This window comes from Exilispira thermophila (genome assembly GCF_055389015.1).
Window position 1 is genome coordinate 1,335,247 of sequence record NZ_AP042476.1, and the last position, 13,746, is coordinate 1,348,992.

Annotated in this window: 13 protein-coding genes; 6 read left to right on the forward strand and 7 right to left on the reverse strand. The window is 24.4% G+C overall.

The annotated features are described in order from the left end of the window. The first annotated feature begins 24 nt into the window (after positions 1–24). Positions 25–966: a radical SAM protein gene (locus ACZ5EC_RS05700; RefSeq protein WP_464303994.1), complete on the forward strand. Its 942-nt coding sequence runs from the start codon at positions 25–27 to the stop codon at positions 964–966. Positions 967–1,254: 288 nt separating this feature from the next. Here the strand turns inward: ACZ5EC_RS05700 and ACZ5EC_RS05705 are convergent, their stop codons facing one another. After that, entirely contained in the window at positions 1,255–2,853 is a 1,599-nt protein-coding gene (locus tag ACZ5EC_RS05705) for a restriction endonuclease (RefSeq protein ID WP_464303995.1), read from the reverse strand. A gap of 135 nt (positions 2,854–2,988) precedes the next feature. Between ACZ5EC_RS05705 and ACZ5EC_RS05710 the strand changes: the two genes are divergently transcribed. Continuing rightward, complete coding sequence (locus ACZ5EC_RS05710; RefSeq protein ID WP_464303996.1) at positions 2,989–3,612, forward strand: Crp/Fnr family transcriptional regulator; 624 nt, start codon at positions 2,989–2,991, stop codon at positions 3,610–3,612. A gap of 70 nt (positions 3,613–3,682) precedes the next feature. Here ACZ5EC_RS05710 and ACZ5EC_RS05715 read toward each other — a convergent pair whose 3' ends face one another. Continuing rightward, complete coding sequence (locus ACZ5EC_RS05715) at positions 3,683–4,036, reverse strand: cupin domain-containing protein (protein ID WP_464303997.1); 354 nt, start codon at positions 4,034–4,036, stop codon at positions 3,683–3,685. A 115-nt stretch (positions 4,037–4,151) separates the two neighbouring features. Here ACZ5EC_RS05715 and ACZ5EC_RS05720 point away from each other — a divergent pair, with 115 nt between their 5' ends. From ACZ5EC_RS05720 to ACZ5EC_RS05730, 3 genes are all read left to right on the forward strand, one after another. Continuing rightward, a complete protein-coding gene (locus ACZ5EC_RS05720) occupies positions 4,152–5,093 on the forward strand; it encodes an AEC family transporter (protein ID WP_464303998.1) in 942 nt (313 codons plus the stop codon). A 220-nt stretch (positions 5,094–5,313) separates the two neighbouring features. Further along, positions 5,314–5,991 (forward strand): hypothetical protein, encoded by a 678-nt coding sequence (locus ACZ5EC_RS05725; RefSeq protein ID WP_464303999.1) that lies wholly within the window; start codon positions 5,314–5,316, stop codon positions 5,989–5,991. A 2-nt stretch (positions 5,992–5,993) separates the two neighbouring features. Next, positions 5,994–6,248: a hypothetical protein gene (locus tag ACZ5EC_RS05730; RefSeq protein WP_464304000.1), complete on the forward strand. Its 255-nt coding sequence runs from the start codon at positions 5,994–5,996 to the stop codon at positions 6,246–6,248. Between the two features lie 225 nt (positions 6,249–6,473). Here the strand turns inward: ACZ5EC_RS05730 and rpsI are convergent, their stop codons facing one another. The 5 genes from rpsI to ACZ5EC_RS05755 all read right to left on the reverse strand — a co-directional run bounded on the left by rpsI (position 6,474) and on the right by ACZ5EC_RS05755 (position 10,894). Continuing rightward, positions 6,474–6,860 carry a 30S ribosomal protein S9 gene (rpsI, locus tag ACZ5EC_RS05735; RefSeq protein WP_464304001.1) on the reverse strand — a complete coding sequence of 129 codons (387 nt, stop codon included), beginning with the start codon at positions 6,858–6,860 and terminating at the stop codon, positions 6,474–6,476. Positions 6,861–6,877: 17 nt separating this feature from the next. Next, positions 6,878–7,321: a 50S ribosomal protein L13 gene (rplM, locus tag ACZ5EC_RS05740; protein ID WP_464304002.1), complete on the reverse strand. Its 444-nt coding sequence runs from the start codon at positions 7,319–7,321 to the stop codon at positions 6,878–6,880. Between the two features lie 38 nt (positions 7,322–7,359). After that, positions 7,360–8,376, reverse strand: a complete 1,017-nt coding sequence (locus ACZ5EC_RS05745; protein ID WP_464304003.1) for a hypothetical protein — start codon at positions 8,374–8,376, stop codon at positions 7,360–7,362. Between the two features lie 197 nt (positions 8,377–8,573). Further along, entirely contained in the window at positions 8,574–10,307 is a 1,734-nt protein-coding gene (locus ACZ5EC_RS05750; RefSeq protein WP_464304004.1) for an ABC-ATPase domain-containing protein, read from the reverse strand. Positions 10,308–10,510: 203 nt separating this feature from the next. Beyond that, positions 10,511–10,894 carry a response regulator gene (locus ACZ5EC_RS05755; RefSeq protein WP_464304005.1) on the reverse strand — a complete coding sequence of 128 codons (384 nt, stop codon included), beginning with the start codon at positions 10,892–10,894 and terminating at the stop codon, positions 10,511–10,513. Between the two features lie 520 nt (positions 10,895–11,414). Here ACZ5EC_RS05755 and ACZ5EC_RS05760 point away from each other — a divergent pair. Further along, positions 11,415–13,721, forward strand: coding sequence for a vitamin B12-dependent ribonucleotide reductase (locus tag ACZ5EC_RS05760; RefSeq protein WP_464304006.1), 2,307 nt, complete (start codon positions 11,415–11,417; stop codon positions 13,719–13,721). Positions 13,722–13,746 lie beyond the last annotated feature (25 nt).

The following is a 13,746-nucleotide window of genomic DNA, read 5'->3' on the forward strand; positions in this document are numbered from 1 at the left end:
AAATATCAAAAATAAGGATTATATATGCACTATAAACATATTTTTGGACCAGTACCTTCAAGAAGACTTGGAGTTTCTTTAGGAATTGATGTTATCCCATTTAAAACTTGCTCATTTAATTGTTCTTACTGCGAATGTGGATTAACAACTAATCTTACAATTAAAAGAGAATCTTTTTTTGATTATAAAGAGATTTTACAAGAGATAATTAATTTTATGCAAAATAATGAAAAACCTGATTACATCACTTATTCAGGATCAGGTGAACCAACATTGTATAAAGATTTTGGTATACTCACAAAAGAGATAAAAGAAAAATATCCAGATCAAAAAATTGCTTTACTTACAAATTCCTCTCTATTCTATCTTGAAGAAGTTCGAGAGGATGCTAATCTATGTGACCTTGTTTTACCTTCTTTAGATGCTGCATCAAATTTAGAATTTTTAAAACTTGATAGGCCACATCCTAAATTGAAATTGGATAAAATTATTGATGGGCTCATAGAATTTAGAAAAATCTATAGTGGATTAATTTACTTAGAAGTATTTTTTGCAAAAGGGATTAATGATACTCAAAATAATATTAATGCTCTGTATGAAACTATAAAAGAAATAAATCCTGATAAAGTTCAATTAAATACATTGGATAGACCACCTGCAGAAAGTTTTGTTGAAGCTGTATCAAAAGAATTTTTAGAATCAATTGTTGAATTATGGAAAGACCTTGATGTTGAAATAATTTCAAGATTTAAATCAAGAAAAGAAATAAAGTCCTATAACAATAATGTTGAAGATTTGATTATTGAAACAATTCATAGAAGACCAGTTACTTTAAATGACTTGTCTTCCATTACAGGTTTACCTGTTGTTGAAATTAATAAATATCTGGATGTTCTGGAAAAAGAGAAAATCATCCAATCAAAAATTATAAATAATAATGTTTTTATAACAATTGTTAATAAATAATTTTATAAAACTCAATTTAAATAAAAAAAATTATTATTAAAAAAGAGCAATTATATATATAAGAAAAAAAATGTCTTCTGACTAATAAAAGTAATCAGAAGGCAAAATATTAAAAATTAATATATCTTTTTAACATTATAAAAATAATTATTCCTGCTTATACTTTTCTATCAATTTGTTAAAGAAATATTACCTCTATTTTTATTATCTCTATGAAATTTTGGCCATGGGCTATTAGCTAATCAAAAACTTTTAGAATTTATTGCATTATTAATAGCGAATAATATTTTATTTATTTAAAAAAATACTTTCAAGCAAAAATCCTAATTTATGGGCTGGTATCAATTTTATGTTTTCAAATTCTTCTTTATAATTGTAAAAATCTTCATCAAATTCCATATTTGAAATTAAAATCAGGGTTTTAGCATTTTCTTTTTTTCTCATATCATCTAAAAAATACAAATAATTTTTCCCGATCCTGTATTCTTTAAATCGCCTTATAACAATAAAATCAATATGGTAATATGGTTCAGTTTTAAAAACTTTTAAATTTACCCCATCAGATTCATAAGCTCTGCTATAAATATATTTATGTCTTTTAATATTATAACCAAGCAATTTTGATATCTGGGTACAAACTTTAATGAATGTTTTTTTATCTATTGTATTAAATTTCCTGATAAAATTCTTAAAGCTTTCACTTTTTTCTTTATAAGTAATATAGTTTTTAAAATCCTCTTTTAAAACATTTGGTTTTACATAAAGTGGTTTTTTTAAAGACAATAGTGTTATATCTAAAAAAATAGTACCCTTAATAATTTTTTTATAAAATTTTTTTGAATCAAATTGTAAAAGATCTTCTTTTATATTCCCATTGAATTGTAATTTAAATATTTTTTTATAATTTTGTAAAAAGTTATATTGTTTTACAATGTAAAAAGTATAAATAGAATATTCAATAAGTAGATATTTTAAAAAATTGTTATCCTCATAATTAAGTAATTTATCAAGGTTTATTCTCAAAAGGGATATTTCTCCCGTATAGGGTTTAGATAAATAAAATCTACTTAATATTAAAAAAATCAAATCTAAAACAGTTAAATACAACTCATAAAATTTTGAATTAATTTTTATTTCTTCTTTAACAAATCTTGATTTTTTAAAAAGATCATTATTGGTTTTCCTTAAAAAATTTTGAAACAAAATTGATGCTTTTAAATAATTTTTTTTTGAGAAATAATAAACCCCTTCAAATAATTCCAGAATAGGGTCTTTAAAAAAACCTTTTACTATTAATATTTGTTTTATACCATCTTCTGGATTTAGAATATACCTTGTAATTGCATAATAAAACTTTGCTAAGAAGTATTTTTCATCTAAAATTAAAGCCTTATCAAAGTATTTCAAAGCTTTTTCAAAAAAATTTTGTGAAAGATAAATTTTTCCAATTAGCAGATTCCAGAAAGGGTTATATTTTCCTTTTTCTTTAACATTTAATAATTTATTAAAACTTTCAGTTGTTTGGTTCAATTCAAATAATAAAGAGGCTAAAGTCAAATTGTTATTAAGTAATTCATAATCATCTTTTAACAAGTTTAGATCGACCATTAACTGTAAATAATGAATTGCTTTCTGTTTCTCACCTGAATCAAGATAAGATTTTGAAACTATCTTTAAAATCTCCTTACTTAAAAGAGAAGGATTTTTCTTTATAAATAACTTTTTAACTTTTTCATACTCTCCATTTTCAAGTAATTTATTGCATTTGTTTATAAAAAATAGTTTTTTTATATAATTAATTATAAAATATAAAATTAAGGGAAATAATATTACAAATAACACAAATGCAATAAGATATTCCTTTTTAAAATATTTAAAAATCTCCATATAATCACCTTTATTTTAACAACTATTTACATTTTATATTGATTATTAATTTTTTCAAATTATTTTTATATAGAAAGGGAATATAACTAACATTATATAATTTTTAAAAAATATATAAATAAACTGGAGCTTAATATGTTTAATAAAGAAATTATCCAGAAATTTTCAAGAACATTCAAAAATGGGCAAACCATTTTTCAAGAAGGTGAATTTGGAAGAGAAATGTTTATTATTTTACAGGGAGAAATTGAAATATATAGAGAAACTGAAGGGAAAAAAAAGAGTCTGGCTATTTTAGGTAAAGGTGACATTTTTGGGGAAATGTCATTGATAGACAACTTTCCTCGATCTGCTTCTGCAGTTGCTTTATCTGATAGTATTCTTCTGGTAATAAATAATATTCTATTTAAAAAACTTATTGACAGCAATCTAGAATTTGCAAAAAAAATCATTAAGATGCTCGCAATTAGAATTAGAAACACAAATGATATTGTTATAAATCTATACAAAAAAGATAGAAAAGAAAAAATTATCTCTGCATTAAATGAATTTTATAACTTTCTTGAAAAAACAGGACAGTTAAAGATAAAAAAGGCAATCCCATTAATTGGATTTATAAAATTTTGTGAAAATGATAAGTTTTATCCTAAAAACATGGTTATGAAATATCTAAAAACATTGAAAGAGGAGAAAAAAATTGATTTTTCCTCCTCTTCACAGATAATTAAAATTTTAAATATTGAAAGACGAAAATCCTAAAATTACAACTATTAAATAAATTATTAAATTTTAAACTTACGGTAATAAAGAATTTTATTTAACAAACAGTCTATTTTCTTGGTTTTGGTATAAGACAAATAAATTTTAAAGGTTTATCAGAATTATTGTAATATTGATGTTCTTCAAATGGAGGAACAAACACTACATCACCTGCTTTAACTGGTAATTCCTCTCCCTTTGAATTTCTCAAAACTCCTTCACCTTCTAAAATATAATTTTCATGCTCCCAATCATGTGTATGCAAAGGTGTATGGCCATTTGGACCAACTTGAAAAATTCTCATTATAAAATTTGGAGCACCCTCTTTTTCACCAATTACTACTTTAATTTTAGCATCTTTAACACCATCCATATCAACATCATTCCATTTAAGATCAGGTTCATGAGCTTTATAAATATTCATTTCATTCTCCTTTAAACTTTTTCTTGTATCAAGTTAATCTAACTTAAAGAAAAATGCAAATAAATTTTATATTTATTTTACTTTTAAAAAATTCATAATCTGTTAAAAATTTCATATGAAAATTTTAACTCTTATAGTTTCAATCTTAATACCAATTGTTTTAGGTTTCTTTTTTAAAATTATTAAATTATTTAATCAACAAGAAAATGCAACTTTAAGAAAGTTTGTAGTTAAAGTCTCTGTACCATTTATAATTTTTAGAAATTTATATAATGCTGATTATAATGTTTTAAACCAGATAGTACCTTTAATTTTAGCTTTATTTCTTTTGACTTTTCTTTTTTTAATAACTTCATTACTATTATCAAAATTAGTAAAAAAATCCCATGAGGAAGAAAATTCTTTAATTTTAGCTTCTACCTTTGGTAATTATGGTTATCTTGGATGGGGAATTATGTTTTATTTTTATGGGAACCCTGGTTTAACACGATCTGTTTTCTTTACAATGTTTTTTTGGCCAGTTTTTCTAACTTTTGGTTTTTTATTTATCTACTTTTCTGAAAAATCTAATTTTTCAAAAGAAATATTTATTAAAACTTTACTGAAAAATGCTTCTGTTCCTATTATTTCAGCATTTTTAGGACTTATTTTTAAACTTTATAATATCCCCATACCAGAACTAATAAACAATACAATTAATACTTTTGCTAACTTCACAATCCCTTTAATTCTTTTTACAATTGGCCTTTCATTAAATTTCAAACTCAATTTAAAAAAAATCAAACTCATTTCCTTATCTTCTTCAATTAGATTAATATTTGGTTTCTTTCTTGGATTAATAACAATTTTCATACTTTCTTTATTTACGAAATTAGATCTACTTTCAAAAAAGATAATATTAATGGAAGCTATAATGCCAACTGCTACAATGACACCCTTTTTTATTGATTATCTTAACTCTGATGAAGAGCTTATTTCTGCAATAATTACCTTTTCTACAATTTTTAGTTTAATTTCCATCCCTATCTGGTATTTTTTTGTAGAAAAAATATTTTAGTTTTATCTTATCTATGTAAAGTTGATTTTTTAACTATTTGTTTTATAATAATAATTAGTTTGAAAATTTAAAATATTTTTTTTATCATTAAAAAATAGATATAAGAATGAATCAGTTGTAAATTTTTATCATTTATTATTAATATGAACAAAATATTATAGAAAATATAAATTATATAAATAAAATCTAACTTTTTTTATATTAATATTAGGAGGGAAGAATGAAAAAAATTATGTTAGGTGCTACTCTTTTACTGATATTTTCTTTAACTCTCTTTTCCTGTATGACCACTCCAACTGAAAATAGCAATGATGAGTTTTTAGTTTTGGAAGAAACCTATCCAAAAAAAACAACTATTGACACTTTAACTCCACAACCTCCAGAATGGGTAACAGGTCCTTTTTTCATGATAAAAAAAGATAAAGAAACTAAAACAAAAATGATGTACTGGAACCTTTCAAGAGAAGGTAAAAATTTAGAAATGACTAAACGTTCCTTAGATGGTGAAGCAGCTCAAATTGTTGCAGAAGCAATTAAAAAGCTTGTTACTTCTCAATTTTCTAAAGCAATGGAAGGAACTGTTGATAAATCTGATGAATTCATTTATTCTGCAGTTGCTTTTGTTTCAAAAAATGTAAAAGTTACAGGATTAATGAATATAGGGCAATGGTGGGAAAAATACTCTTTACAGGAAAGTGCTGATTCACAAATTGAATATTATTATAAAGTTTTTATGAGATATTCAATGCCTTATTCTGAATATATTAAACAAAGGGATAATGCATGGAATTCTATTTTTGAAGAAGCAAATCCTGAACAACAAAAATTAATGAATGATGTTCATAAAAATTTACAGGAATTAGATGAAGAAGCTGAAATGATGGATTGGGGGATTTAATTATGATAACTGGCGAAGAATTTATTGATGAATTATTAGAAGAATATCCTCAGATCAATAATTTCTTTTTAAAATACAATATTTCTTTACTAGTCTGTGGTGAACCTGTATGGGGAAGTTTAAAAGAATTTTTAAAAGGGAAAAATATAGAAAACATTGATAAAATTATACAAGAATTAAATGAATATTTGCAAAATTCAACTAAAGAAGAAAACACTATTAAAAAAGCTGATGATAACTTGAAAATAGGTTTTTGAAAATTTAAATAGGAATAATTATTTTAAATTACAAATCTTTTTTAAAACTTTTTTATAAAAAAATACTTTTATTAATTAAATATCAATTTGAAATAAAAAAAGGGATTATCCAAAAAATTAATGGATAGTCCTTTTCTTATATTTCTAAATAATCATATTTTTAAATAAAAAAAGCTGTCCCATAAACTTGAGACAGCTTCTTTTTTATTAAACAAAATAAATATATTATCTTTTTGAAAACTGGAATTGTTTTCTTGCTTTTTTTCTTCCATATTTTTTTCTTTCTACCATTCTTGGATCTCTTTTTAAAAGACCATTGCTCTTTAAAATGCTTTTTGTTGATTCATCAAGTTTAATTAATGCTCTTGCAATACCATGTCTTATAGCTTCAATTTGACTATTTAAACCACCACCTTTAACATTTACAAAAATATCAACTTTATCTTTATAACCACTTAATTCCAATGGTTTCAAAACTTCTCTATATAATCTTTCTATTTGAGAATATTCTTTTAAAGTTTTACCATTAACTTTAATATCACCGTTCCCTTTTGATAATCTAACTCTAGCTACAGATGTTTTTCTTGAACCTTTTGCCCAGATGTATTCCATAAAAATTTTCCCCCTAATTAGTATGAGATTTTGTATTCTTCAGGATTTTGAGCTTGATGAGGGTGTTTCTCATCAGCATAAATTTTTAAATTATTAAGCAACTTTCTTGCAAGTCTATTTTTAGGAAGCATACCTTTTACAGCTTTTCTCAATGGATATGCAGGATCTTTTTCCATCATCTGTTTTAAAGATCTTTCTTTAATTCCACCAGGATAACCAGTATGCCAATAATATTTTTTATCTTCTAATTTATTACCAGTAACTTTGATCTTTGATGCATTAATAACTATAATATTATCACCATTGTCCCAATATGGAACATAATCAGGTTTATTTTTACCCTGTAAAATATTAGCTATTACAGATGCTAATCGACCTAATGTATGTCCAGTTGCATCAATTAATATCCATTTTTTATTTATTTCTGATGGTTTTTTTAAAATTGTCTTTTGAATAACCATTTTTGCTCCTTCTCCCATATGTGAATAACTATATAAATTTATTTTTCATTTTTGTCAAGATGTTTTAGCTTTTCTTGCAAAAAAATTTTTAATTTTTGTGTATTTTTAATTAATTCTTTTAAAGGTTCTGATATCTCATATTCTAAAACATCCGATAAAGCAACATAATCTTTATCATCTAAAGCTTCTTTTATCTTTTCAAAATTTTTTGAAAAAACTTCTATAGTATTGTTAATTTCATCAAAATTAAAATCATTTTCTTTATTATTATATAAGTTTATAATTTGAGCTATAATATTTATATAATATACAATAAAGTTAACAAAAGTTGCAAAACTATTTAAAGCAACTTTTTCATCACCAATTTGTAATTTTTCAGCAACCTGAGGGAAACTATCTATAACTTTTTCAAGTAAAATATTGTTATCTTCAAGAATAACAACAAAATGTTTTAATTTATCATCCTTGTTAATACTATTTAAGGATATGAACACATATGTTATAATTTTTACTATACCTTCTGTAAAATATAGAAGTTCATTAAGAAAATCTTTTTTAAAGTTTTCATCTATCTGTAATGCATACAAATTATTTACCATATCTTTTAAATTTGCTATAACAACAGAAAGTTGTTTTTCCCCTTTTATAATAAAAAAATCTGGTTCAGCATTATATAAAGACATAATTTTACTTAATGCTTCAAAGCACCAATTAAGCCCCTCCTGTATTTTTAAAATATCCTGATCAGTAAATTCCTCTTTTGATTGAATAAATTCAACTACTGAAGTTAAATATTTTACAATATTTTCAGAGGTTTCAGATACTAATTCCTGTTTAAATAGAGTTTTTATTTCAAACTTTTTAATATCATTTAAAGATAAACTACCTATATCTTTTAGTTGAGTTAAATAATATTCTTTTCCATCAATAACCATAGAAATTATATACATATCATTTTTATCTAATTCTGTTGATAAAGATGATATAAACTGTTCAATATTTTGCTCTTTTTCTAATTTAAAGTCTATTTTTTTCCCATTAATAAATAATTCCATATCTACCTTCTTTTATTTTTATGATAATAGTTAATTTTATTTTACTTAGCTTATTATAATACTTTAATATAACCTTTAAAAAAACGAATACTTAATTTTTTTCAATATCCTAAATATTTTTAATTCAACTTAGCTATAATATAATTAATTTTAAAATTTAATCAACAATAATAAAAAATATGAATCTATAATTTTTATTAAATATCCTCTTTTTTAACAATTAGAGTTCTTAATCTATTAATAGCTGCAGCAATTTCATATTTTCTTGCATAAGCATAATTCCCATTAGGGTATGGAGATAATATTTTGAATCCATATTTCCTGAAATCCCTGCCAAAGTAATAAAGAAGTTTATCAAGATATTCATAATTGTTCATATTTTTATATATAGAATATATTGCATCTGCAATAAAATTTAATTGCATCGGATCAACCACCTGTTCAACATAATCCATATCAATTTCTTCCAGTCCATAGCGAATAACATGAATACTTTTTGCATTTATTTTTAATTTTTTTCCTTTTCTTTTTGGTTCAATTGATTTTTTTGATATTTTCCTTCTTGTAAAGTTAAATGGAGAAAGTGTTTTCTCTTCTTCAACCCACAAATTTTTATTTGTAGATTTAATAGAATTTTCCCATACCTCATAAACTTCTTTTGCTTCTTTTGTAATATCAATAGGTTTAAACTCTAACATTTGTATTATAGTATCAGCTTTTTTAATGTAATCTGATGATCCCCCCATTACTAAAATTGTAGAAATCTTTTTATTTTTATATAATTCATCTATTCTATCAATAAATGGTGTTATTGGTTCATTCTCTTTTGAAACAAGCTTTTTCATTACTTCATCTCTGATCATAAAATTAGTTGCTGAAGTATCCTCATCAATTAATAGTAACTTAGAACCAACTTCTATTGCTTCTACAATATTTGCAGCTTGTGATGTAGAACCTGAAGCATTTTCTGTAATAAAAAATGATGAATCGTTTCTGGAAGGAAGATTTGTTAAAAATGATGATATATCAACTCCATAAACAAATCTACCATCTTCAGCTCTTACTTTAAATGCATCTTCTCTTGTAACACACAACTCTCTACCATCACCTTTTATTTTTGAATAAACACCCCTTTCTATTGCTTTTAGTAAAGTTGATTTTCCATGAAACCCTCCTCCTATAATTAAGGTTACCCCTTCTTTAATACCCATACCTTTAAATTTACCATATCGGGTTTCAATCTCTACTTCTAATGATTCTGGAGATCGAAATAGAATAACCTTTTCTTTTTCCATAGGAATATCTACAATACCATTTTTTCTAGGTAAGATAGAACCATTTCCAACAAAAGCTACCAATCCCATTTCACCAAGCTTTTCTCTAATTTCCTGTTGAATTTCATAATTTTTCAAATGCTCTTCAACTTTATTTAAATCATAAAATTCAGCAAATAAACTATTTTCAAGTAAAAAAATAACATTTTTTTCAATTAAATTTAAAGCTTGAATCCCTAAAATTTTTCTACCAGATGCTGGTAATCCAATATTAAACCTCAACTCAATACTTTTTTCACCAACTATACAAGCACTCTTTGGATATACATATTGGTTTGATTTTGCAATTAATATCTTTCCTGAATTACCTGTTCCTTCAATTTTATAAGGTACATTCTTGATTAAACTCTCAAATTTTCTATGTATAAAGTCTGCTAAAGCAATTTTCCTTTCTTCATTTTCAATAAATGAATCAGGAAATCCTGTATTTTTATATCCTATTTTAACTACTATATTAGAAGGAGATGCAAATGGATCTCCCTGTACATGTTCAATAATTATTAAAAAGGGATCTTTTGTATATACTCCTTCAATATCTTTATAGGCTTTATAACCTTTATAATCAATTCTTTTTAATAATTTTTTTAATTTTTCCATTTATCTTTTCCTTTAAACTTTATCTTTTAATTTATAACTCATTCTTATTTTATATAATTATTATTATAGTTTTAATATTATCTTTTTCAAAGAGAATTAAGCATAAATAAAATAAATTTAAAGATTTTTATATTAAGATTTTTATATTAAGATTTTTTATTTATAAAATTTTTTATTTATTAAAAATTATTAAAAAAATTTGTTTAACTATCAACATTAATTGCTTCTTTTACCCTATATATAAGCTCTTCATAACTAACAGGTTTTAAAATAAAATCATTAATCTCATCTTTTAATGGATTGTTTTCAAGAGATTCTTTTTCTTTTATATTTCCAGTAAAAATAACAACTGGTAAATGTTTTTTATCTTTTTTCTTTCTAATATATTTTAAAACTTCCCAACCATTAACTTCAGGCATCATTAAATCAAGAAATACAAGGTTTAATTCTTCTATTTTTTCATCAATGATTTTAAGTGCTTCTTTACTAGAACTGGTTGAATAAACTTTAAATCCATTCATTTCAAGAACCATTGTTACAAAATCAACAATTAAAACATCATCATCAACAACCAGAATTTTTTGCACTAACTATATCCTTTTAACAATTGGTATTTATACTACAAAAACAATTATATTATATAAAAATATCTTTTCAATAAATATTATATCTTATATTTCAATTTTATGTTTTTAATTTTAAAATTTATATTTATATTTGTTCTATTATTATAACAATATAAATAACAATATAATTTTTCAATTAAAAGATTTATTTAAATCATATTAATAAAAAAAATTCACCTTCCTATTCAAAACCTTTTAAAATAAAAGTATAGAAAACAATTTTTAAAATAGATAACAAAATATATTGTAATTAATTTAAGATTTACTATTATAACTTAAACAAGATACTTTAATTATATTTTTTTTTACATATTAATAAAAATTATTAAAAATTATTTTTTTAATTATTAAGTTTCTTTATTAATTAAATAAATTAAAAAATAGGTTTTGAAAATTCTAATTTTAAAAATATAGAATAACAATAATTTAAGATTTTAAATATAGTTAAATAAAAATTATTATTTATAGGAAAGGGGAAATTATGTTAAAGTTAACTGAAAATGCTAAAATTGTATTAGAAAAAAGATATTTATTAAAAAATGAAAAAGGTGAACCAATTGAAACTCCTGAACAACTATTTCAAAGAGTTGCTAAAGATATAGCTTCTGCTGATCTTATTTATGATAAAAATGCTGATGTTGAAATGATAGCTTCTGAGTTTTATGATTTAATGACATCATTAGACTTTTTACCCAACTCTCCAACTCTTATGAATGCTGGTACTCATTTAGGTCAATTAGCTGCTTGTTTTGTATTACCTGTGGGTGATTCCATAGATGAAATATTTGATGCAATAAAAAATGCTGCATTAATACATAAAACAGGAGGTGGTACCGGTTTTGCCTTCTCTCGACTTAGACCAAGAAATGATGTTGTAAAATCAACATATGGGGTTTCTTCTGGTCCTGTTTCATTTATAGAAGTATTTAATGCTGCAACAAATGCTATTAAACAGGGTGGAAAAAGAAGAGGTGCAAACATGGGGGTACTTCGAGTTGATCATCCTGATATTATTGAATTTATTAAAAGTAAAGAAGATATTCATAGATTGACTAATTTTAATATTTCTGTTGCATTAACTGATAAATTTATGAAAGCATTAGAAACAGGTTCCGATTATGATTTAATAAATCCAAGAACTAAAAAAGTAGTTAAAAAAGAATCAGCTCAAAAAATATTTGATATGATAGTTGAACATGCCTGGAAAAGTGGAGAACCTGGAATAATTTTTTTAGACGAAATTAATAGGAAAAATCCTACTCCTGAAATAGGTGAGATGGAAAGTACAAATCCATGTGGGGAACAACCTCTTCTTCCTTATGAAGCATGTAATCTTGGTTCATTAAATCTTAACCATATTTTAATCAAAAAAAACAAAAAATATGAAATAGATTGGAAAAAATTGGAATCTATTACATTTAAGGCAATTCATTTTCTTGACAATGTTATAGATAGAAGCAATTATCCTCTAAAAAAAATAGATGAACTAGTTAAAGGTAACAGAAAAATTGGTCTAGGTATTATGGGTTGGGCTGATATGCTTTTTAAACTTGGTATTCCATATAATTCTGAAGAAGCTGTTAAATTAGCTGAAAAAACTATGGAGAAAATCAATACATATGCTTTAGAAGCATCAAAAGAATTAGCAGAAAAAAGAGGGGTTTTCCCAAATTGGGATAAATCCAAATATAAAAAGAAAGGGATCAAATTAAGAAATGCTACCAGAACAACTATAGCACCTACTGGAACTATCTCTATTATTGCTGGCGCAAGTTCTGGAATAGAACCTATATTTGCATTAGCCTTTTATAGAACAGTTTTAGACAATAATGTTTTAGTAGAGTTTCATCCATATTTTAAAGAATATATCAAACAAATGCCATTTTATAATAAAAAATTTGAAGAAGAACTTGCAAAGGTTGGACATTTGTCAGATTTTGATTACATCCCTGATAATATTAAAAAACTTTTTGTAACTTCTCATGAAATTTCCCCTGAATGGCATGTAAAGATGCAAGCTGCATTCCAGAAAAATACTGATAATGCAGTATCCAAAACTATAAATTTTCCTGAACATGCTTCTGTTAATGATATTAAAAAATCATTTTTACTTGCATACGAGCTTAAATGTAAAGGACTAACTGTTTATAGAGATAAGTCTAGAGAAGGGGTTTTACATTTAGGAACAAAATCTGATACTAAAAAACAGGAAAATGAAGAAAAAATTAGAAAACCAAGAAAAAGACCTGCAATTACAACTGGTAGAACTATTAAAATGGAAACAGGATGTGGCCATTTATATGTAACAATTAATGAAGATGAAAATGGGCTTGTTGAACTTTTTGCTACAATGGGAAAAGCTGGAGGTTGCGCAGCTTCACAAATTGAAGCAATTTCAAGACTAATTTCACTTGCTTTAAGATCTAATTTAGATCCGCAATCTATTATAAGACAATTAAAAGGAATTAGGTGTCCAAATCCATCCCCATTTTTCCTTGGAACCCAAAGAACTTTTTCATGTGCAGATGCGATTGCTAAAGCTCTTGAAATCTATATAGATGAAAAAGACCAACTTTTTAAAGATAGTAATCTATCACTAAAACCTAAATTAGATATTAATATCAAATCAAATTCTGAACCAAAGTTACAACAGGTTAAATTTGAATATAAAAATGACGAAAATAATAACAAGGAAATTGCTGGAGTTTGTCCTGAATGTGGCTCACCACTTTATTATAGTGAAGGGTGTGCAACTTGTTATAACTGTGGTTTCTCAAAATGTAGCTAAAATTCTCTTTAACTGGAGTTTATAT

Coding starts and splice junctions, on each gene's coding strand:
- ACZ5EC_RS05720 (WP_464303998.1), top strand. CDS start 4,152: ATGAAAATTTTAACTCTTATAGTTTCAATCTTAATACCAATTGTTTTA.
- rplM (WP_464304002.1), bottom strand. CDS start 7,321: ATGGTTATTCAAAAGACAATTTTAAAAAAACCATCAGAAATAAATAAA.
- ACZ5EC_RS05715 (WP_464303997.1), bottom strand. CDS start 4,036: ATGAATATTTATAAAGCTCATGAACCTGATCTTAAATGGAATGATGTT.
- ACZ5EC_RS05760 (WP_464304006.1), top strand. CDS start 11,415: ATGTTAAAGTTAACTGAAAATGCTAAAATTGTATTAGAAAAAAGATAT.
- ACZ5EC_RS05750 (WP_464304004.1), bottom strand. CDS start 10,307: ATGGAAAAATTAAAAAAATTATTAAAAAGAATTGATTATAAAGGTTAT.
- ACZ5EC_RS05705 (WP_464303995.1), bottom strand. CDS start 2,853: ATGGAGATTTTTAAATATTTTAAAAAGGAATATCTTATTGCATTTGTG.
- ACZ5EC_RS05725 (WP_464303999.1), top strand. CDS start 5,314: ATGAAAAAAATTATGTTAGGTGCTACTCTTTTACTGATATTTTCTTTA.
- rpsI (WP_464304001.1), bottom strand. CDS start 6,860: ATGGAATACATCTGGGCAAAAGGTTCAAGAAAAACATCTGTAGCTAGA.
- ACZ5EC_RS05700 (WP_464303994.1), top strand. CDS start 25: ATGCACTATAAACATATTTTTGGACCAGTACCTTCAAGAAGACTTGGA.
- ACZ5EC_RS05710 (WP_464303996.1), top strand. CDS start 2,989: ATGTTTAATAAAGAAATTATCCAGAAATTTTCAAGAACATTCAAAAAT.
- ACZ5EC_RS05730 (WP_464304000.1), top strand. CDS start 5,994: ATGATAACTGGCGAAGAATTTATTGATGAATTATTAGAAGAATATCCT.
- ACZ5EC_RS05745 (WP_464304003.1), bottom strand. CDS start 8,376: ATGGAATTATTTATTAATGGGAAAAAAATAGACTTTAAATTAGAAAAA.